The organism is Flavobacterium sp. NLM, assembly GCF_002210235.1.
Lineage (GTDB): Bacteria > Bacteroidota > Bacteroidia > Flavobacteriales > Flavobacteriaceae > Flavobacterium > Flavobacterium panici.
Genome location: NZ_LIAC01000007.1, coordinates 103324 through 122555 on the forward strand (window position 1 = coordinate 103324; position 19232 = coordinate 122555).

At 34.3% G+C, this 19232-nt stretch carries 19 protein-coding genes; 17 read left to right on the forward strand and 2 right to left on the reverse strand.

Annotated features, from left to right (window positions below):
* Positions 1-49: 49 nt before the first annotated feature.
* Positions 50-1159: a PepSY-associated TM helix domain-containing protein gene (locus APR43_RS10130; RefSeq protein WP_053471541.1), complete on the forward strand. Its 1110-nt coding sequence runs from the start codon at positions 50-52 to the stop codon at positions 1157-1159.
* 310 nt (positions 1160-1469) lie between these two features.
* Here APR43_RS10130 and APR43_RS10135 read toward each other — a convergent pair whose 3' ends face one another.
* Together APR43_RS10135 and APR43_RS10140 are read right to left on the reverse strand one after the other, a co-directional pair.
* A complete protein-coding gene (locus tag APR43_RS10135; protein ID WP_053471542.1) occupies positions 1470-1820 on the reverse strand; it encodes a toxin-antitoxin system YwqK family antitoxin in 351 nt (116 codons plus the stop codon).
* A gap of 210 nt (positions 1821-2030) precedes the next feature.
* Positions 2031-3029, reverse strand: coding sequence for a TlpA family protein disulfide reductase (locus APR43_RS10140; RefSeq protein WP_053471543.1), 999 nt, complete (start codon positions 3027-3029; stop codon positions 2031-2033).
* Positions 3030-3186: 157 nt separating this feature from the next.
* Between APR43_RS10140 and aspS the strand changes: the two genes are divergently transcribed.
* From aspS to APR43_RS10220, 16 genes are all read left to right on the forward strand, one after another.
* Complete coding sequence (gene aspS / locus APR43_RS10145; RefSeq protein ID WP_053471544.1) at positions 3187-4938, forward strand: aspartate--tRNA ligase; 1752 nt, start codon at positions 3187-3189, stop codon at positions 4936-4938.
* Between the two features lie 303 nt (positions 4939-5241).
* Positions 5242-5436 (forward strand): cold-shock protein, encoded by a 195-nt coding sequence (locus APR43_RS10150; RefSeq protein ID WP_007137066.1) that lies wholly within the window; start codon positions 5242-5244, stop codon positions 5434-5436.
* Positions 5437-5679: 243 nt separating this feature from the next.
* Positions 5680-6045 (forward strand): NADH-quinone oxidoreductase subunit A, encoded by a 366-nt coding sequence (locus APR43_RS10155; protein WP_053471573.1) that lies wholly within the window; start codon positions 5680-5682, stop codon positions 6043-6045.
* Positions 6046-6203: 158 nt separating this feature from the next.
* Positions 6204-6752: an NADH-quinone oxidoreductase subunit B gene (locus APR43_RS10160; protein ID WP_053471545.1), complete on the forward strand. Its 549-nt coding sequence runs from the start codon at positions 6204-6206 to the stop codon at positions 6750-6752.
* A 1-nt stretch (position 6753) separates the two neighbouring features.
* Positions 6754-7275 (forward strand): NADH-quinone oxidoreductase subunit C, encoded by a 522-nt coding sequence (locus tag APR43_RS10165; RefSeq protein WP_053471546.1) that lies wholly within the window; start codon positions 6754-6756, stop codon positions 7273-7275.
* Between the two features lie 25 nt (positions 7276-7300).
* Entirely contained in the window at positions 7301-8539 is a 1239-nt protein-coding gene (locus APR43_RS10170; RefSeq protein WP_053471547.1) for an NADH-quinone oxidoreductase subunit D, read from the forward strand.
* Between the two features lie 142 nt (positions 8540-8681).
* Entirely contained in the window at positions 8682-9212 is a 531-nt protein-coding gene (locus tag APR43_RS10175) for a complex I 24 kDa subunit family protein (RefSeq protein ID WP_035646225.1), read from the forward strand.
* Position 9213: 1 nt separating this feature from the next.
* Positions 9214-10584: an NADH-quinone oxidoreductase subunit NuoF gene (gene nuoF / locus APR43_RS10180; RefSeq protein WP_053471548.1), complete on the forward strand. Its 1371-nt coding sequence runs from the start codon at positions 9214-9216 to the stop codon at positions 10582-10584.
* Positions 10585-10676: 92 nt separating this feature from the next.
* Positions 10677-11708 (forward strand): 2Fe-2S iron-sulfur cluster-binding protein, encoded by a 1032-nt coding sequence (locus APR43_RS10185; RefSeq protein ID WP_053471549.1) that lies wholly within the window; start codon positions 10677-10679, stop codon positions 11706-11708.
* Between the two features lie 3 nt (positions 11709-11711).
* Positions 11712-12764: an NADH-quinone oxidoreductase subunit NuoH gene (gene nuoH, locus APR43_RS10190; RefSeq protein ID WP_053471550.1), complete on the forward strand. Its 1053-nt coding sequence runs from the start codon at positions 11712-11714 to the stop codon at positions 12762-12764.
* Positions 12765-12925: 161 nt separating this feature from the next.
* A complete protein-coding gene (locus tag APR43_RS10195) occupies positions 12926-13471 on the forward strand; it encodes a NuoI/complex I 23 kDa subunit family protein (RefSeq protein WP_053471551.1) in 546 nt (181 codons plus the stop codon).
* On the forward strand, positions 13471-14010 hold the full coding sequence (locus APR43_RS10200) for an NADH-quinone oxidoreductase subunit J (RefSeq protein WP_053471552.1): 540 nt from the start codon (positions 13471-13473) through the stop codon (positions 14008-14010). Before APR43_RS10195 ends, APR43_RS10200 begins: the two co-directional genes overlap by 1 nt.
* The gene (gene nuoK, locus APR43_RS10205) at positions 14010-14330 is read left to right on the forward strand and encodes an NADH-quinone oxidoreductase subunit NuoK (RefSeq protein ID WP_012023318.1); all 321 of its coding nucleotides are present in this window, start codon (positions 14010-14012) and stop codon (positions 14328-14330) included. Before APR43_RS10200 ends, nuoK begins: the two co-directional genes overlap by 1 nt.
* A 7-nt stretch (positions 14331-14337) precedes the next feature.
* Complete coding sequence (gene nuoL, locus APR43_RS10210; protein ID WP_053471553.1) at positions 14338-16221, forward strand: NADH-quinone oxidoreductase subunit L; 1884 nt, start codon at positions 14338-14340, stop codon at positions 16219-16221.
* Between the two features lie 10 nt (positions 16222-16231).
* Positions 16232-17671 (forward strand): NuoM family protein, encoded by a 1440-nt coding sequence (locus APR43_RS10215; protein WP_053471554.1) that lies wholly within the window; start codon positions 16232-16234, stop codon positions 17669-17671.
* Between the two features lie 136 nt (positions 17672-17807).
* Complete coding sequence (locus APR43_RS10220; protein WP_053471555.1) at positions 17808-19199, forward strand: NADH-quinone oxidoreductase subunit N; 1392 nt, start codon at positions 17808-17810, stop codon at positions 19197-19199.
* Positions 19200-19232 lie beyond the last annotated feature (33 nt).

Sequence of the window (19232 nt, forward strand, 5' to 3'; positions counted from 1 at the left end):
ATTTGCCCTCTATTGATTTTGCGTCTACTTTTACGCTTTTAATCAAAAAATGGGATTCAAAACGCAAATACGTTTTCTACATAAATGGCTCGGATTAATTTCCGGGCTTATTGTTTTTATAGTCTGTATTACGGGTTGTATATTCTGTTTTCATGATGAAATAAAAGACATTACCCGAAAAGAATGGCGTTTGGTCGAACCTCAAAACAAACCTTTTTTAATGCCGTCTGTTTTACAACAAAAGGCAAAAAAAATTCTTCCAAAGAACAAACAGTCGATGGTTTCTTATTATGGAAAAAACCGTTCGGCAATTGTTTTCACTTATTCTGATACCGAAAATTTATATCTCTATTTTAATCCGTACACAGGAGAATATTTAAAAACCGAAAATCCCAAAACCGATTTTTTCATCATTGTCGAATATATTCATCTGTATTTGCTTCTGCCGGATTATATTGGAAAACATATTATTGGCGTTTCGACCATTATTTTTATTATTTTACTGATTTCGGGAATTATTCAATGGTGGCCAAAACGAAGAAGCGATGTTAAAAGAAGTTTCACCGTAAAATGGTCCGCAAGATGGCGTCGTGTAAATTATGACTGGCATAATACTTCGGGATTTTACATTGCACTAATTGCACTTATTCTTGCCATAACCGGATTAACTTTTACCTACGAATGGGTTGGCGATGGAATTTACAAAACATTCAATTTTGGCGGAGACAAAGCTGCAGAAACAAAAGCGCCAGTAATCGACACAACAAAATTCGATTCTAATTCTATAACAGCTGTCGATCGGGCTTTTATTGAAACCATGAAATTGCAGCCAAAAGCCGAAATGCTTTTTGTTATATATCCACAGCAAAAAGGCGATATCATCAACACCGGAGCATACCCTCATGCCTTACGATACGATCATCAAAGCAATTATTATTTTCATCCGCAAGACGGAAAATTAATTCAAAGTGATCCTTATCATTCTAAAAGTTTAGGTCTGCAGGTTGTCGAAATGAATTACGGAATTCACACGGGGCAAATTTTAGATTTGCCTGGAAAAATTATTGCTTTTACAGTAAGCTTAATAGCTTCGGCTTTACCTGTAACCGGTTTTATAATTTGGTTTGGAAGAAGAAAAAAATCTAAAAAACGGGCATAAAAAAAGCTGTATCAAAAGTCAAACCAGCCCTTTTACTATAATTATTTGTTGATCTCCTAATTATCATTCCATAGGAATGTTTCGTAGGTAGAAAAAAAAGGCCAACCCCATTTGCGTTCCGTAGGAACGTTTGATAGGTCAGATTATAAAAAATGTCAAAATCAAACGTTCCTACGGAACGTAAACCATTATAACAAATTAATTTTCTACCAATGAAATGTTCCTACAGAACAAAGAAACATGTAAAATAACAAAGAGGCTGTCTCAAAAGTTGAGACAGCCTCTTTGTTATAAATCGTCGAAACTTAAATTAGTTTCTGTTTGCTAAAGCATTTTTCTGTAAGTTTTTAACTGAGGCTACTTTATTGTCAACATAAGCAACTTCGCTTAAATTGTTGTTGTCATTAAAATAAATCCATTTTCCAGTTTTAACTCCGTCTGTGTATTCTCCAATGGCTTTTTTATTTCCTCTTTCATCATAAGATACCCAAACACCATCTAATTTACCATCCTTAAAGAAACCTTCTTGCTGTACTCTGCCATTATCATAATAATAAGTAGCTTTTACTTTGTTTCCAACAACTTCTAATTCAGGATTCACTTCTTGTGCAGCTAATATTCCAGAGAACAACAACGCTGCTAAAATTACACTCTTTTTCATATCTTTAGGTATTAATGTTAAGAAATCATTACCAAATATAATCAAATGTTTACATTAAAAAAACTTTTACTTAACAATTTGGTAACATTGAATAAAAACTTAACATTGGAAATTTCCCGAAAACAAAAAAACCAACGCTGAGGCATTGGTTTTGCTGGTGTTTTAGCAAAAAACTAAAACTACGATAACGTTATAAATTTAGTGCATAAATTAGTTCAATAAGGAGTCTAACTGCTTTTCAAGGTCTGGAGAAGAGGGTCTTGATGCATTTGCATCGACAACATTGCCTTTTGGATCAATTAAAATAAATCTCGGAATTCCGGTTACATTATAACTTGTTACAAACTCCGATTTCCATTCATTATCAGAAAATAACTGAATCCCTCCAAGTTGTTTATCGGTTACAAACTTTTGCCATTTATCATGATCTTTTGGCGTGTCTATAGAAATACTTACGAACTCAATATTTTTTCCATGATATTTTTCTTCCACTTTTTGCAAATATGGAATTTCTCCTCTACAAGGTCCACACCACGTTGCCCAAAGATCAATATAAACATATTTACCTTTTAAATCAGAAAGTTTGGTTTTACCTCCTTTATGGTTTTCATAATCAAAACCTGGAGAAGGTTTATTGTTCATTTTTGCAATATCCTGAGCTTCTTTACGATATTGAGAGATTTCTGCAATTGCGTTAGCTCCATTTTCTGTTTCAATTTTTACAAATTCCGGGTCTAGATTTTTATCTTTTAAACGAGCAGCATCGCCAGCTTTTTTTGTATCGACCAACTTATTAAAAGCAGCATCGTCCAGAGAAGCAACACTATTGTCATAAAGTTTTTCATCGGCTAAAATACGCTGCGCTAAAATGTTGTTTTCTGCACTTCCTTTACCAGTGTAAACAATAGATTCATCAAATTGTTTGGCATCCATTTTCAGTTTTATATCGTAACCATTTTTTAGAAACAATTCTGTCGATTCTACACCATCATATAATCGGCTTCTGCCTCCATCAACAACCAGAGTATCTTTAAAAATACCATTCTTATCGACATAGATGGTTTTGATTACTCTGCCTTCATTAATAATCTTTATAATGTCAGTATTTCTGTTGGCGATATTTGCTTCAAAAGTTACATACTTTTTAGATTGTGCACTGATATTCAAAGCACTGAAAAGCACTAAACCTGCAATAAAAAGTTTCTTCATAGTATTAAAGTTTGTTTTTAGTACATCAAATCTAAAGAAATTACAAGTTCAAAATTTCAGAATTAACAAAATATTTTAAATTAATAATCATCTAGTTGCACACTTTGTTATATTAATTTGAATTTTGTGTTTACTTTTGCAGTCTAAAATTGAGATTATGTATAGAAGTCATAATTGCGGCGAACTAAACGCTTCAAATATTAATACCGAAGTTACACTTGCGGGCTGGGTTCAAAAATCACGTGATAAAGGATTTATGAACTGGGTCGATTTACGCGACCGTTATGGAATTACACAGCTTATTTTCGACGAAAGTCGTACCGATAAAACCGTTTTTGAATTAGCTAAAACTCTTGGTCGTGAATTTGTAATTCAGGTAAAAGGAACTGTTATTGAGCGTGAAGCTAAAAACAAAAACATTCCGACTGGTGAAATCGAAATTTTAGTTTCTGAATTAACGATTTTAAATGCTGCTTTAACGCCTCCTTTCACAATTGAAGATGAAACTGACGGTGGTGAAGATATCAGAATGAAATACCGTTATTTAGATATTCGTAGAAATCCGGTAAAAAACAGTTTATTGTTCCGTCATAAAGTAGCGATGGAAGTTCGTAAATATCTATCTGATTTAGATTTCTGCGAAGTTGAAACTCCTTATTTAATCAAATCAACTCCGGAAGGAGCGAGAGATTTCGTTGTACCAAGCCGTATGAACGAAGGACAGTTTTATGCATTGCCGCAATCTCCACAAACTTTCAAACAATTATTGATGGTGGGTGGAATGGATAAATATTTCCAAATTGTGAAATGTTTCCGTGATGAAGATTTACGTGCAGACCGTCAGCCGGAGTTTACACAAATCGACTGTGAAATGGCATTTGTTGAACAAGAAGACATTTTGAATGTTTTTGAAGGTTTGACAAGACATTTATTAAAAGAAATTAAAGGTATAGAAGTAGAAAAATTCCCAAGAATTACTTACGACTATGCTATGAAAACATACGGAAATGACAAACCGGACATTCGTTTCGGGATGAAATTTGGTGAGTTAAACGAATTTGCACAGCATAAAGAATTCCCAGTTTTCAATTCAGCTGAATTAGTGGTGGGAATTGCAGTTCCGGGAGCAGGAAATTATACCCGTAAAGAAATTGACGGATTAATTGACTGGGTAAAACGTCCGCAAGTTGGAGCGTCTGGAATGGTTTATGTAAAATGTAACGAAGACGGAACATTTAAATCATCTGTAGATAAATTCTACGATAATGATGATTTGGCAAATTGGGCAAAAGCCACAGAAGCAAATCCTGGAGATATGATTTTTGTACTTTCTGGTCCAGCAAATAAAACACGTGCACAGCTTTCTGCACTTCGTATGGAATTAGCAACTCGTTTAGGATTGCGTAATCCTGAAGAATTTGCACCATTATGGGTTGTTGATTTCCCATTATTGGAACTTGACGAAGAAAGCGGTCGTTACCACGCAATGCACCACCCGTTTACTTCTCCAAAACCAGAAGACATGACCTTGTTAGAAACAGAACCTGGAAAAGTTCGTGCCAATGCTTATGATATGGTTTTAAACGGAAACGAAATTGGCGGTGGATCAATTCGTATTCATGATAAAGCAACACAGCAGTTAATGTTCAAGTATTTAGGATTTACTGAAGAAGAAGCAAAAGCACAGTTTGGTTTCTTAATGGATGCTTTTCAATTTGGAGCGCCTCCTCACGGTGGTTTAGCTTTTGGTTTAGATAGATTGGTTGCCATTTTAGGCGGTCAGGAAACTATTAGAGATTTTATCGCTTTCCCTAAAAACAATTCAGGACGCGATGTGATGATTGATGCTCCATCAACAATTGATGAATCTCAATTGAAAGAATTACATATTAAAATTGATTCTATCTAAATTAATAGAAATTTAAATATTTAAAAACAGCTGAAATTCAGCTGTTTTTTTTATGCAATAAAGTCACAAAAAATAATGGACTGATTTACACTTATTCAGATATTAAATTCCTACAAGTTCATCTTTTTGATATTCTTACAATTAACGATTCTCAAATTATGGTATTTCATATATAATTTGATGCAATAAACTACGTAAAAACACTGGAAATCAATAATTTTTACAAAAAATTAACAGGTAGATGTCTTTTGTATGAATTTATATATTACATTTGCTTTATTATAAATTATTATTACAATTACAATGCGTACAGGTACAGTAAAATTTTTCAATGAATCTAAAGGTTATGGATTCATTACAGACGAAGAAACAGGAAAGGACATCTTCGTTCACGCTTCAGGAATTAACGCGGAAGAATTACGCGAAGGAGACCGTGTAAGCTATGAAGAAGAAGAAGGAAGAAAAGGGAAAGTTGCTGCTAAAGTAGCAGTAATCTAAGAAAAATATAGCAATTTATTTTTTTTGCCTCTGAATGGTTTTAAAAACGTTTCGATTTATTTCGAGACGTTTTTTTTTGTCCATTTCTTAAAAAAATATTAAAAAAAGCACGCGTTATTTATAATCAATAAAAATTACACATAAACGCGCTTTCATGATGTACTTATATCTCCCTTTAGTTTGTGATTTACATAGTTGAAAGTTATCTTTGTGGCTTATTCTTTAAGTAAAAAAGCTAAGCTTATGCAATCTGATCAATACAGTTACATTCCTATCTTAATGCAGTTCATTCTGGCAGTTGGTTTTGTGGTAGGAACAATCATTATTTCTGGAAAATTAGGCCCAAAAAGAACCTCTGAAGTAAAAGATAAAAACTTCGAGTGCGGTATCGAATCTGTTGGTAATGCCCGTATTCCTTTTTCTGTAAAATATTTTCTGGTAGCGATTTTGTTCGTATTGTTTGACGTAGAGGTGATTTTCCTTTATCCGTGGGCAGTAAACTTTAAAGATCTTGGTATAGAAGGAATGCTTAAAATGGTCGTTTTTATGGCTTTACTTTTAGTTGGTTTTTTCTACATCATCAAAAAGAGAGCTTTAGACTGGGAATAAATGTGATTTTAGATTTTAGATTTCTGATTTTAGATTATGTCTCGAATTAAAATTTAAAATTTAAACTCCTTTGAATTAATATACTGATTTAAAAAAATTGATTTTACTTTTTACGATTTCAACAAATCTAAAATCTAAAATCAGAAATCTAAAATAAAATGAGCGATTCAAATGTAAATATGGTTGCGCCACCGGAAGGAGTTGTAGGAGAAGGTTTCTTCGCTACAAAACTAAATGACGTTGTTGGTTTGGCACGCGCGAATTCTCTTTGGCCTTTACCATTCGCAACATCTTGCTGCGGAATTGAGTTTATGGCAACAATGGCTTCACATTACGATTTAGCACGATTTGGATCTGAGCGTGTGAGTTTCTCTCCTCGTCAGGCAGATATGTTATTAGTAATGGGAACTATTTCTAAAAAAATGGCTCCAATTTTAAGACAAGTTTACGAACAAATGTCTGAGCCGCGCTGGGTAATTGCTGTTGGGGCTTGCGCTTCATCAGGAGGTATTTTTGACACTTACTCAGTTTTACAAGGAATTGATAAAGTAATCCCGGTTGACGTTTACGTTCCTGGATGCCCGCCAAGACCAGAGCAGATTGTTGACGGTGTAATGAGATTACAAGAATTGGTAAAAAGCGAATCTGTTAGACGCAGAAGTTCACCAGAATACCAAGAATTATTAGCTTCATATAATATCTCATAAGATGGCTTTAGAAAATACCCTGATTCAAGATAAACTTACAGAAACATTTAATAACGATGTTTTTAACTTTCAGCAAGAAAGAGATATTTTTTCTTTAGAAGCTTCAGCTGATAAAATTACAGCGTTGATTTTATTCCTTAAAAACGATTCTGAACTGCGTTTTCACTTTTTAACAGATTTATGCGGGGTTCATTACCCGGACAACGATTCAGAACGTCAGTTTGCTATCGTATATCATTTGCACAACTGGTACGAAAACAAACGTTTGAGAATCAAAGTTTATCTAAATGGCGAAAAACCAGAAATCAAAACTGTTTCAAATATCTTCTTAAGTTCAAACTGGATGGAAAGAGAAACATACGATTTCTACGGAATCAATTTTATTGGCCACCCGCAATTGAAACGTATTTTAAATATGGATGAAATGGTGTCTTTCCCAATGAGAAAAGAATTCCCAATGGAAGACAGCGGAAGAACTGATAAAGACGACAGATTCTTTGGAAGAACAACAACAAATTGCTAAAAAATAAATAATTCAACATTATAAAATGTCAGAACTATTATTACCACCAGAGCATCGTTATGCTAAAATAATTAAGGAGAAACTAAACGAAGACGGAAGCGAGCTTTCAGTATTGAATTTAGGTCCTACCCACCCTGCGACTCACGGTATTTTTCAAAATATCCTATTAATGGATGGTGAAAGAATTCTGGAAGCTGAACCAACTATTGGTTACATTCACAGAGCTTTCGAAAAAATTGCCGAAAATCGTCCGTTTTACCAAATTACTCCTCTTACAGACCGTATGAACTATTGCTCCTCTCCTATTAATAATATGGGATGGTGGATGACATTAGAAAAGCTATTAGGTGTTGAAGTTCCAAAAAGAGCACAATACTTAAGAGTTATTGTAATGGAGCTGGCTCGTATTACAGACCACTTAATCTGTAACTCGATTCTTGGGGTTGATACTGGTGCGTATACTGGTTTCTTATACGTTTTTCAATTTAGAGAAAAAATCTACGAAATCTACGAAGAAATTTGTGGAGCTCGTTTGACTACAAATATGGGAAGAATTGGTGGTTTTGAAAGAGATTGGTCTCCAGAAGCTTTCAAAAAACTAGATAAATTCCTTGAAGAATTTCCAGTTGCATGGAAAGAATTCGAAAACTTATTCGAAAGAAACAGAATTTTCCTTGACAGAACTGTAAACGTAGGTGCAATCTCTGCTGAACAAGCAATGGCTTACGGATTTACAGGTCCAAACTTACGTGCTGCCGGAGTTGATTACGACGTTCGTGTGGCTCAGCCTTACTCATCTTACGAAGATTTTGATTTTATTGTTCCTGTTGGAAAATCAGGTGACACTTACGATCGTTTCTGTGTTCGTAACGCTGAAGTTTGGGAAAGTTTAAGCATTATTCGTCAGGCTTTGGAAAAAATGCCGGAAGGAAACGAATACCATGCTCAGGTTCCTGATTATTATCTTCCTCCAAAAGAAGATGTATATAATTCGATGGAATCATTAATCTATCACTTTAAAATTGTAATGGGAGAAGTTCCTGTTCCGGTTGCCGAAATTTACCACCCTGTTGAAGGAGGAAATGGAGAGATAGGTTTTTATTTAGTTACAGACGGAAGCAGAACTCCATATAGATTACATTTCAGAAGACCTTGTTTTATTTACTACCAGGCATATCCTGAAATGATTAAAGGTGCGTTACTTTCTGATGCAATTGTTATCCTTTCGAGTTTAAACGTAATTGCAGGAGAACTAGACGCGTAAAAAGATGGCAGATTTTAGAATTTAGATTGCAGATTGGAAGATCTAAAATTTAAAATCAGAAATCTAAAATTTAAAAAGAATGCCGATTATAGATCCAGATTGAAAAAATCTAAAATCTAAAATCTAAAATCCAAAATAAAAAATGGAACGTAAACATTACAAACAAGAAATAAATATGACTGAGGCATTGATCGCTCGTATCAATGAATTGATTAGTCATTATCCGGAAGGCAAACAAAAATCGGCTTTACTGCCTGTTTTGCACGAAGTGCAGGATGCGCATAACAACTGGCTTAGCATTGAACTGCAGGACAAGGTTGCCGAAATTCTTCAGATAAAACCAATTGAGGTTTATGAAGTGGTTACTTTTTATACCATGTTCAACCAAAAACCAATTGGAAAATACATGTTTGAATTTTGCCAGACGTCTTGTTGTTGTTTAAGCGGTGCCGAAAATTTAATGGATTATACTTCTGAAAAATTAGGCATTAAAATGGGTGAAACAACTGCCGATGGAATGTTTACCATTGCCGGTGTAGAATGTTTAGGTGCATGCGGATACGCTCCGATGATGCAATTAGGCGATTTCTACAAAGAGAAATTGACAGAAGAAAAAATCGATCAGTTAATCGCTGATTGTAAAGATGATAAAATAATATTACACGATAAATAAGATGTCACAAAAAATATTATTAGATAAAATCAATATTCCTGGAATTAAAACCTACGAAGTATATCGCCAAAATGGTGGTTATGCTTCTGTAGAAAAAGCTTTAAAAACACTTACACCGGATGAAGTTACCGAAGAAGTAAAAAAATCAGGTCTTCGTGGTCGTGGCGGCGCGGGTTTCCCTGCCGGAATGAAATGGAGCTTTATTGATAAAAAATCAGGAAAACCAAGACACTTAGTTTGTAACGCTGACGAATCAGAGCCGGGAACTTTCAAAGATCGTTATTTGATGGAATTTATTCCTCACTTATTGATCGAAGGAATGATTACTTCTAGTTACGCATTAGGTGCTAACCTTTCGTATATCTACATTCGTGGAGAATATATGTGGGTTTTCAAAATTTTAGAAAGAGCAATCGCCGAAGCTAAGGCTGCCGGATGGTTAGGAAAAAATATATTAGGTACGGGTTACGATTTAGAGTTACACGTTCACTGTGGAGCTGGAGCTTATATCTGCGGAGAAGAAACTGCACTTATAGAATCTTTGGAAGGTAAAAGAGGAAATCCTCGTATTAAACCACCATTCCCTGCGGTTTCAGGACTTTGGGCAAATCCAACTGTGGTAAATAACGTTGAAACTATTGCAACGGTGCCGTGGATTGTAAACAATTCTGGTGACGATTATGCTAAAATTGGAATTGGACGTTCTACTGGAACTAAATTAATTTCTGCTTCCGGACACATCAAAAATCCTGGAGTTTACGAAATTGAATTAGGTTTAAGTGTTGACGAATTCATGAATTCTGATGAATATTTAGGAGGAATGTCTTCAAGCCGTCCATTAAAAGCATTTGTACCGGGAGGTTCTTCTGTGCCGATTTTACCAGCTGAATTGATTTTCAAAACAGCAAACGGTGAAGATCGTTTAATGACTTACGAATCTTTAAGTGATGGTGGTTTTGCTACCGGATCTATGTTAGGTTCCGGAGGATTTATTGTTTACAATGATACTGCTTGTGTTGTAAGAAACACTTGGAATTTCGCTCGTTTCTATCACCACGAATCTTGCGGACAATGTACACCTTGCCGTGAAGGAACTGGATGGTTAGAAAAAATCTTATGGAGAATTGAAAACGGTCAAGGCAGTGAAGAAGATATCGAATTACTTTGGAGCATTCAAAGTAAAATTGAAGGAAACACAATTTGTCCGCTTGGTGACGCCGCTTCTTGGCCAGTAGCAGCAGCGATTCGTCACTTTAGAGATGAATTTGAATATCACGTTCGTTTCCCTGAAAAAATCAAAAATAGAGATCACTTTGTTGCTGAACCTTTTTCGCAAGTAAAGCATTTAGTAGGCGGTAAAGTAATCGTATAAAAATAAAAAGCAGAAAGTTATAAAGTTCATAATATTAAAAGGACAGCAATTCTTTAAAATATTCCGACTTTCAACATTCAAATCATAAAGAGATGAAAGTAACCATAGACGGTCAAAGTATAGACGTAGAGCCAGGAACAACGATCCTGCAGGCTGCACGTATGATTGGTGGAGATTTGGTGCCGCCAGCCATGTGCTATTACTCAAAATTAAAAGGCAGCGGCGGTAAATGTCGTTGTTGTTTAGTTGAAGTTTCTAAAGGTAGTGAAGCTGACCCTAGACCCATGCCAAAATTAATGGCATCTTGTGTAACAGGATGTATGGACGGAATGGAAGTAAACAGTAAATCTTCTGCCAGAGTTACCGAGGCGCGTAAATCTGTAACAGAATTTTTATTGATCAACCACCCATTAGACTGCCCTATTTGTGATCAGGCTGGTGAATGTGATCTTCAAAATTTAAGTTTTGAGCACGGAAACCCAAAATCACGTTTTATTGAAGAAAAAAGAACATTTGAACCAGAAGATATTGGTCCAAATATTCAACTGCATATGAACCGTTGTATTTTATGCCAAAGATGTGTACAAGTTGCAGATCAATTGACAGACAACAGAGTTCACGGAGTATTAGATCGTGGTGACCACGCTAATATTTCAACCGGAATTTCTAAAGCAATCGACAATGAGTTTTCTGGAAACATGATTGACGTTTGTCCGGTTGGAGCTTTAACTGACAAAACTTTCCGTTTTAAATCAAGAGTTTGGTTTAATAAACCTTATAACGCACACAGAGAATGTACTACTCCTGGATGCTGCGGTAAAACTACAGTTTGGATGTTTGGTGGAGAAATTCAACGTGTGACTGGTCGTAAAGATGAGTACCATGAAGTAGAAGAATTCATTTGCAACAGCTGTCGTTTTGATCACAAAGATGTAAATGACTGGGTTATTGAAGGACCTAGAGAATTTGAAAAAGATTCTGTTATCAATCAAAATAACTACACTCAAAAATTAGAGAAAGTTGAAATCGATACTGAAAAGAATATTCTTTTAGGCCGCGATATCGACCGTAAAAAAATTAGTATGGCTGCAATTCCATTAACTACTAATGAAAAAAATTCTTAAGAAATGGAAAGTGCATTTATTATAGAAAAAAGTGTTGTTATTGTTGTCGTTTTTGCGGTAACAATGATTATGGCAATGTATTCTACCTGGGCAGAACGTAAAGTTGCTGCTTTTCTTCAGGATCGTGTTGGACCAAACCGTGCAGGTTGGGGAGGTTTATTACAGCCGCTTGCCGATGGTATGAAATTATTCTCTAAAGAAGAATTTTTCCCAAACACACCAAATAGATTTTTATTCGTTGTAGGTCCGGCAATTGCCATGAGTACAGCTTTGATGACAAGTGCTGTAATTCCATGGGGAGACAGACTTCATCTTTTTGGAAAAGATATTATTCTTCAGGCAACTGATGTAAATATCGCTTTATTATACATTTTTGGAGTTCTTTCTGTTGGAGTTTACGGCATCATGATTGGTGGCTGGGCTTCTAACAATAAATTCTCTTTAATGGGAGCTGTTCGTGCAGCTTCTCAAATGGTTTCTTATGAAGTTGCTATGGGATTATCAATGATTGCATTGTTGATGATGACCGGAACAATGAGTTTAAAAGAAATTTCATTACAGCAGCAAGGAATGAACTGGAATGTTTTTTATCAGCCGGTTTCCTTTTTAATCTTCTTAATTTGTTCATTTGCAGAAACTAACAGAACTCCCTTTGACTTAGCAGAATGTGAAAACGAATTAATTGGAGGTTACCATACTGAATATTCATCAATGAAAATGGGATTCTATTTATTTGCTGAATATGCAAGTATGTTTATCTCTGCTACTATTATTTCTGTATTATTCTTTGGAGGTTATAACTATCCTGGAATGCAGTGGATGGTAGAAAATGTTGGAGTAAATACCGCTAATCTTTTAGGAATTGCTGTATTGTTTGTAAAAATATGTTTCTTCATATTCTTTTACATGTGGGTACGCTGGACAATTCCAAGATTTAGATACGACCAATTAATGAACTTAGGCTGGAGAATTTTGATTCCACTTTCGATTATTAATATTATGATTACGGGCGCTGTTATTTTAAGACACGATATCGCAGCCGCTTTAGGATTCTAAGAACCGTAATGCCCTAGCCCTGATAGAAGCGGCATCCTTTAATTTTTTTCTTTAGAAAAATTAAAGATACAGCGGATAGCAGGATTAGCTTCAAATAAAAATAAAATAGATTTTGAATTTGACTGAACTCAAATTGTAAATCATAAATCATAGATTAAAAAATGTCAATAGAAACTATATCATTATCGGGTAGAAAAAAAGTGGTCTCTAATAAAGAGATGACTTTTATTGAACGATTGTATCTTGTGGCGATTGTAAAAGGTTTGGCGATTACGCTTAAACACCTTTTTAGAAAAAAAATTACGATTCATTATCCGGAGCAAGTTCGTGAAATGAGCCCGGTTTATCGCGGTCAGCACATGTTGAAACGTGATGAGCAAGGTCGTGAAAATTGTACTGCCTGCGGATTATGTGCTTTATCGTGCCCTGCAGAAGCGATTACAATGAAAGCTGCTGAACGTAAGCCAGACGAGAAACATTTATACAGAGAAGAAAAATATGCTTCGATTTATGAAATAAATATGCTTCGTTGTATTTTCTGTGGTTTATGTGAAGAGGCTTGTCCAAAAGATGCTATCTATTTGACAACTTCTAAGGTTTTAGTTCCTGCAAGTTATGAAAGAGAAGATTTCATCTTTGGAAAAGACAAATTAGTGATGCCTTTAGAAATGGCTATTAAAAATTCACAACTTAATAACGCTAACTAATGATACATATTCCTGATTTCGCAAACGCAACTCCTGTAGGTGTTATATTTTGTATTTTAGCGTTTATTACGGTAATAACTGCATTTTTAACCATTTTTAGCCGAAACCCAATTCACTCTGCTATTTACTTAGTGATTTGTTTTTTCTCTATCGCTGGTCATTATTTATTATTGAACTCTCAATTTTTAGCTGTTGTACATATAATAGTCTATTCTGGAGCGATTATGATTTTGTTCCTGTTTACGATTATGTTGATGAACCTTAACGAACAAAAAGATGTACACCGCCCAAGGATTACACGTTTAGGAGCGATTGTTTCTTTCTGTTTAATTGTTATTGTTTTAATTGCAATTTTCATCAATTCTAAACCAATTGTTGGAGATTATGATTCAACCGGAGAAGATTTCCAATCTATTAAAGTATTGGGTAAAATATTGTTGAACGAATATATGGTGCCTTTTGAATTTGCTTCGATTTTACTTTTGGTTGCTATGATTGGAACTGTATTATTGTCTAAAAAAGAAAAATTAAATAAATAATGGGTAATATATTAAATCAAATAGGTATTGAAAATTACATCTTTTTAAGTGTTGTACTTTTTTGTATTGGTGTTTTTGGTGTATTGTACAGACGAAATTCAATTATCGTTTTCATGTCTATCGAGATCATGCTAAATGCAGTAAACCTTTTATTTGTGGCTTTTTCAACTTACCATCAGGATGCGCAAGGACAAGTTTTTGTATTCTTTTCGATGGCGGTTGCTGCTGCTGAAGTTGCGGTAGGATTGGCGATTTTAGTTTCTATTTTCAGAAACATCGGTTCAATTAGTATCGATAATTTAAAAAATTTAAAAGGATAAAATAGAAATGGATACCAATTTAGCTTTAGTTTTAGTTTTAGCTCCTTTTTTAGGATTTTTAATCAATGTTTTCTTTGGAAAAAGCTTAGGAAAAACAGTTTCGGGAATCATCGGAACTGCTGCCGTGGCTGTTTCTTTTATAGTTACTCTTGTTCTTTTTAATCAAATAACTTCAACCGGAAAGGGAATTGAAGTTACTTTATTTGACTGGATTCAAATTAGTAATCTAAAAATCAATCTTGGATTTTTATTAGATCAATTGTCTGTTCTTTGGTTATTGTTCGTAACCGGAATTGGATCTTTGATTCACTTATACTCTATCAGTTACATGCATGATGATGAAAATATGCACAAGTTTTTTGCGTATTTAAATCTGTTCGTATTCTTTATGATTACACTTGTAATTGGAAGCAACTTATTAGTTTTATTTATTGGTTGGGAAGGTGTTGGACTTTGCTCTTATTTATTGATCGGATTCTGGCATAAAAACCAGGATTATAACGATGCTGCAAAAAAGGCTTTCATCATGAACAGAATTGGAGATTTAGGTCTTTTAATTGGTATGTTCATTATTGGTTCAATGTTTTCAACTTTAGATTATGCCACTTTAAAAACTGCAATAGCGGGAGCGACAAACTTAAATTTACCATTACTTTCTTTAGCCGCTTTATGTCTGTTTATTGGAGCTTGTGGTAAATCTGCTCAAATTCCGTTGTACACTTGGTTACCAGATGCGATGGCAGGACCAACTCCTGTTTCTGCATTAATCCACGCTGCTACGATGGTAACAGCTGGTATTTTTATGGTAACGAGATTGAACTTTGTTTTTGATCTTGCAACAGATGTGCAGACTGTAATTGCAATTGTTGGAGCGATAACTTCATTAGTTGCTGCTACAATTGGTTTAGTACAAACTGATATTAAAAAAGTATTAGCTTATTCTACAGTTTCTCAATTAGGATTAATGTTCTTGGCATTAGGATTTGGGGCTTATGAAGTAGCAGTTTTCCACGTAATCACACACGCTTTCTTTAAAGCTTGTTTATTCTTAGGATCTGGTTCTGTAATTCACGGTTTACACGGTGAGCAGGATATGCGTAAAATGGGAGGATTGCGTAAAGCAATGCCAATCACTTTCTGGACAATGTTGGTTTCTTCATTGGCTATTTCTGGAGTTCCATTTTTCTCAGGTTTCTTCTCAAAAGATGAAATTTTATTGACTGCTTTCCACCACAGTATTCCATTATATGTTGTTGGATCTATTGCTTCAATTATGACGGCTTTCTATATGTTCAGATTGATGTTCTTAACTTTCTTTAAAGATTTTAGAGGAACTGAAGAACAAAAACATCATTTACATGAAAGTGACGGTTTAATTACTTTCCCTTTAATGATTTTAGCTCTTTTAGCAACTTTTGGAGGATTAATTAGTTTACCTGGAAACAGCTGGTTAAATGAATATTTAGCACCTCTTTTCACAAAAGTGGCTGGCGAAGAACATCATTTGGGCGCAACAGAATATACTTTAATGGGAGTTGCTGTTTTAGGCGGATTGTTAGGAATTTTAATTGCTTATATCAAATACTTCAAACAAGACAATGTTCCTGAAGCTGACGAAAATATTACAGGCTTAACAAAAGTGTTGTATAACAAATATTATGTAGATGAAGCTTACGATGCGATTTTCGTTCGCTCAGTAAATGCATTATCAAGATTCTTTAGAGACTATATTGAAACGGGATTATCGGCAGTTGTTTTTGGATTAGGAAAAGCAGCAAACGAATTGGCGTTTCAGGGTAAAAAACTACAGACAGGAAGTATTGGATTATATCTTTTTGCTTTCGTTTTAGGTCTTTGCGCGATTGTTTCTTATATATTTTTAGCTCAATAATTTTATAACTATGAACGTTTCTCTTATATTAATTATTCTTTTAGTTGGTGCATTTATCACCTATTTTGCTGGTGACAAACTCGCTTCAAAAGTAGCTTTGTTCTTTAGTTTGGCAGCTTTAGGCTGTTCGGTTGTATTGTTAAACCATTTTAATGCTGGAGAAAATATCAGTCTTATCAATGCGTGGATCAATCAGCCTAAAATTTCTTTTGCGCTAAATGCTGACGGGTTAGGTCTTGCCATGCTTTTATTGACAACGGCTTTAACTCCAGTTATTATATTCTCTTCTTTCGGGAATGAATATAAAAACTCAAAAGCTTTTTATGCTCTGATTTTATTTATGGCATTTGCAATGACAGGAACTTTCCTTGCTGCAGATGGTCTTTTATATTATATTTTCTGGGAGTTAGCTCTTATTCCTATTTACTTTATTGCTCTTATTTGGGGTAACGGTGATGCTGAAGAACGCAGAAAAGCAGTGGTTAAATTCTTTATTTACACACTTGCAGGTTCGTTGTTTATGTTGACTGCTTTTATCTATTTATACCAAAAAGCAGGTTCTTTCTTAATTGAAGATTTATATAAAGTACAATTATCTGCTTGCGAACAGCTTTGGATTTTCCTTGCTTTCTTCTTAGCTTATGCGATCAAAATTCCTATTATTCCTTTCCATACATGGCAGGCAAATGTGTACCAAAAAGCACCAACTGTTGGAACAATGCTTTTATCTGGTATCATGCTTAAAATGGGATTATACAGTGTTATTCGCTGGCAGTTGCCAATTGCACCTCTTGCTGCAAAAGAATACATGAATATTTTTATTGCTTTAGGAATTGCAGGCGTTATCTACGGTTCAATCGTAGCTTTAAGACAAAAAGATTTAAAGAAATTATTAGCTTATTCATCTCTTGCTCACGTTGGATTAATTGCTGCAGGATCTTACACTTTAACTCTTGATGGTTTCCGCGGAGCAGTTTTACAAATGATCGCTCACGGTTTTGTGGTGGTTGGATTATTCTACGCTGCAGAAATTATCTACAGAAGATTTGAAACTAGAAATATTAGCGAATTAGGTGGAATTCGTACTCAATCTCCAAAATTCACTTCAATGTTTTTAATTTTGGTATTGGCATCTGTTGCTTTACCAACTACATTTAACTTTGTTGGAGAGTTTACTGTACTATACAGCCTTTCTCAAATAAACATTTGGTTTGCTGTTTTAGGCGGAACAACGATTATTTTAGGAGCTTACTATATGTTGAAAATGTTCCAAAACGTAATGTTGGGCGAAACAAATTCAAAAACTTTTGCAGATGTTTCTGTTAACGAAGGAATTTCTTTAGTTGCGATTATTGCTGTTTTAATTTTCTTTGGATTTTATCCAAAACCAATTACAGATTTGATCACTCCAAGTTTAGAAACGATTTTAAACGTTATCAATAAAAACTAAGATTTTAGAATGATGATTAACGATTTTTGATTTCAGATTTTCCGAAGCTTAAAAAAGTTAAACATTAAAAAATAAAAATATATTTTAAATAAAATAAATTAGGGCGTTTTAGATTTCCTAAATCAAAAAAACAAAAATGAATACATTAATAGCTATAACAGGATTGGGTATTTTCTGCCTATTGTTTGAAATTCTAAATTTTAGAAAAGGCATTGTTCCGTTTACCATTTTAGGTTTATTGGGAGTTTTGGCACTAAACTTTTACGAATTTGGAACAACAGCAAGTTATTACAATAACATGATTACGGTGAGTAAATTCTCGACTGCTTTTTCATCATTGTTTATTATTTTAACTATTTTCCTTGTAGCATTAAGCCATAATTTTTACGAAAATCATCAGACAAAAATCTCTGATTATATCGCTATAAAAGTGTTTTTATTGGCCGGGGGTGTTGCTATGGTTTCTTTTGGAAACTTATCAATGTTTTTCCTTGGAATCGAAATTTTATCTATTGCATTATATGTTCTGGCAGCGAGCGATCGTTTGAATATTAAAAGTAATGAAGCAGGTATGAAATATTTCTTAATGGGATCTTTCGCATCTGGAATTATCTTATTCGGAATTTGTTTGATTTATGGAGCTATGGGAACTTTTGATATTGCAGAAATTCACGAAAGTTCTTTATCTGCTGAATTACCAATCTGGTTTCCTATCGGAATGATTTTAATGACAATTGGAATGTTCTTTAAAATTGCAGCTGTACCTTTTCATTTTTGGGCACCAGACGTTTATGAAGGTTCTCCAGCTTTAACAACTGCTTTAATGAGTACTTTGGCAAAAGTAATAGCAATTGCAACATTATTTAAATTAGTTTCAGGATTGAATTTAATTCCTTCTTTGGAAAATCAGGATCTTTTAGGAACATTTGAAAATATTATTCTTGTAATTTCAATTGCCTCTATGACCGTTGGAAATATCATGGCGTTGCGTCAGGTAAATGTAAAACGTATGTTGGCATTTTCTGGAATCTCTCACGCAGGTTTCATGTTAATTACATTCTTAACTATTGCAACTTCTGCAGGAGTTTTATTATATTACACTGCTGCTTACGCTTTAGCTGGTATTGCTGCATTCAGCGTTATTTTATATGTATGTAAAAATCAGGATAACGAGGATATTGTAAACTTTCACGGTTTAGGAAAAACGAATCCATTATTAGCTGCAATCTTGACTGGTTCATTATTGTCTATGGCCGGTATTCCGATTTTCTCAGGATTCTTTGCAAAATTATTCTTGTTTGATCAGGCACTTCATGCTGGTTATGTTGCTATTGTAATTGTTGCAGTAATCAACTCTATTATAAGTGTTGGTTATTATTTCAAATTAATTTTGGCCATGTATTCTAAAGAACCAAACGAAGAGCGCACAGGAAAACCATTCCTTATTTATGCCGTTGCAATTATTTCTATTGGTTTAAATATTGCTTTAGGTTTATTCCCTTCATTAGTTTTAGATCTATTGAATTAAAAATTCAGATTAAAAAATATACAAATCCATCAA

Bases quoted from the DNA above. Each gene is read 5' to 3' on its own strand.
- APR43_RS10130 (WP_053471541.1), top strand. From the start codon at position 50: ATGGGATTCAAAACGCAAATACGTTTTCTACATAAATGGCTCGGATTA.
- APR43_RS10135 (WP_053471542.1), bottom strand. From the start codon at position 1,820: ATGAAAAAGAGTGTAATTTTAGCAGCGTTGTTGTTCTCTGGAATATTA.
- APR43_RS10140 (WP_053471543.1), bottom strand. From the start codon at position 3,029: ATGAAGAAACTTTTTATTGCAGGTTTAGTGCTTTTCAGTGCTTTGAAT.
- aspS (WP_053471544.1), top strand. From the start codon at position 3,187: ATGTATAGAAGTCATAATTGCGGCGAACTAAACGCTTCAAATATTAAT.
- APR43_RS10150 (WP_007137066.1), top strand. From the start codon at position 5,242: ATGCGTACAGGTACAGTAAAATTTTTCAATGAATCTAAAGGTTATGGA.
- APR43_RS10155 (WP_053471573.1), top strand. From the start codon at position 5,680: ATGCAATCTGATCAATACAGTTACATTCCTATCTTAATGCAGTTCATT.
- APR43_RS10160 (WP_053471545.1), top strand. From the start codon at position 6,204: ATGAGCGATTCAAATGTAAATATGGTTGCGCCACCGGAAGGAGTTGTA.
- APR43_RS10165 (WP_053471546.1), top strand. From the start codon at position 6,754: ATGGCTTTAGAAAATACCCTGATTCAAGATAAACTTACAGAAACATTT.
- APR43_RS10170 (WP_053471547.1), top strand. From the start codon at position 7,301: ATGTCAGAACTATTATTACCACCAGAGCATCGTTATGCTAAAATAATT.
- APR43_RS10175 (WP_035646225.1), top strand. From the start codon at position 8,682: ATGGAACGTAAACATTACAAACAAGAAATAAATATGACTGAGGCATTG.
- nuoF (WP_053471548.1), top strand. From the start codon at position 9,214: ATGTCACAAAAAATATTATTAGATAAAATCAATATTCCTGGAATTAAA.
- APR43_RS10185 (WP_053471549.1), top strand. From the start codon at position 10,677: ATGAAAGTAACCATAGACGGTCAAAGTATAGACGTAGAGCCAGGAACA.
- nuoH (WP_053471550.1), top strand. From the start codon at position 11,712: ATGGAAAGTGCATTTATTATAGAAAAAAGTGTTGTTATTGTTGTCGTT.
- APR43_RS10195 (WP_053471551.1), top strand. From the start codon at position 12,926: ATGTCAATAGAAACTATATCATTATCGGGTAGAAAAAAAGTGGTCTCT.
- APR43_RS10200 (WP_053471552.1), top strand. From the start codon at position 13,471: ATGATACATATTCCTGATTTCGCAAACGCAACTCCTGTAGGTGTTATA.
- nuoK (WP_012023318.1), top strand. From the start codon at position 14,010: ATGGGTAATATATTAAATCAAATAGGTATTGAAAATTACATCTTTTTA.
- nuoL (WP_053471553.1), top strand. From the start codon at position 14,338: ATGGATACCAATTTAGCTTTAGTTTTAGTTTTAGCTCCTTTTTTAGGA.
- APR43_RS10215 (WP_053471554.1), top strand. From the start codon at position 16,232: ATGAACGTTTCTCTTATATTAATTATTCTTTTAGTTGGTGCATTTATC.
- APR43_RS10220 (WP_053471555.1), top strand. From the start codon at position 17,808: ATGAATACATTAATAGCTATAACAGGATTGGGTATTTTCTGCCTATTG.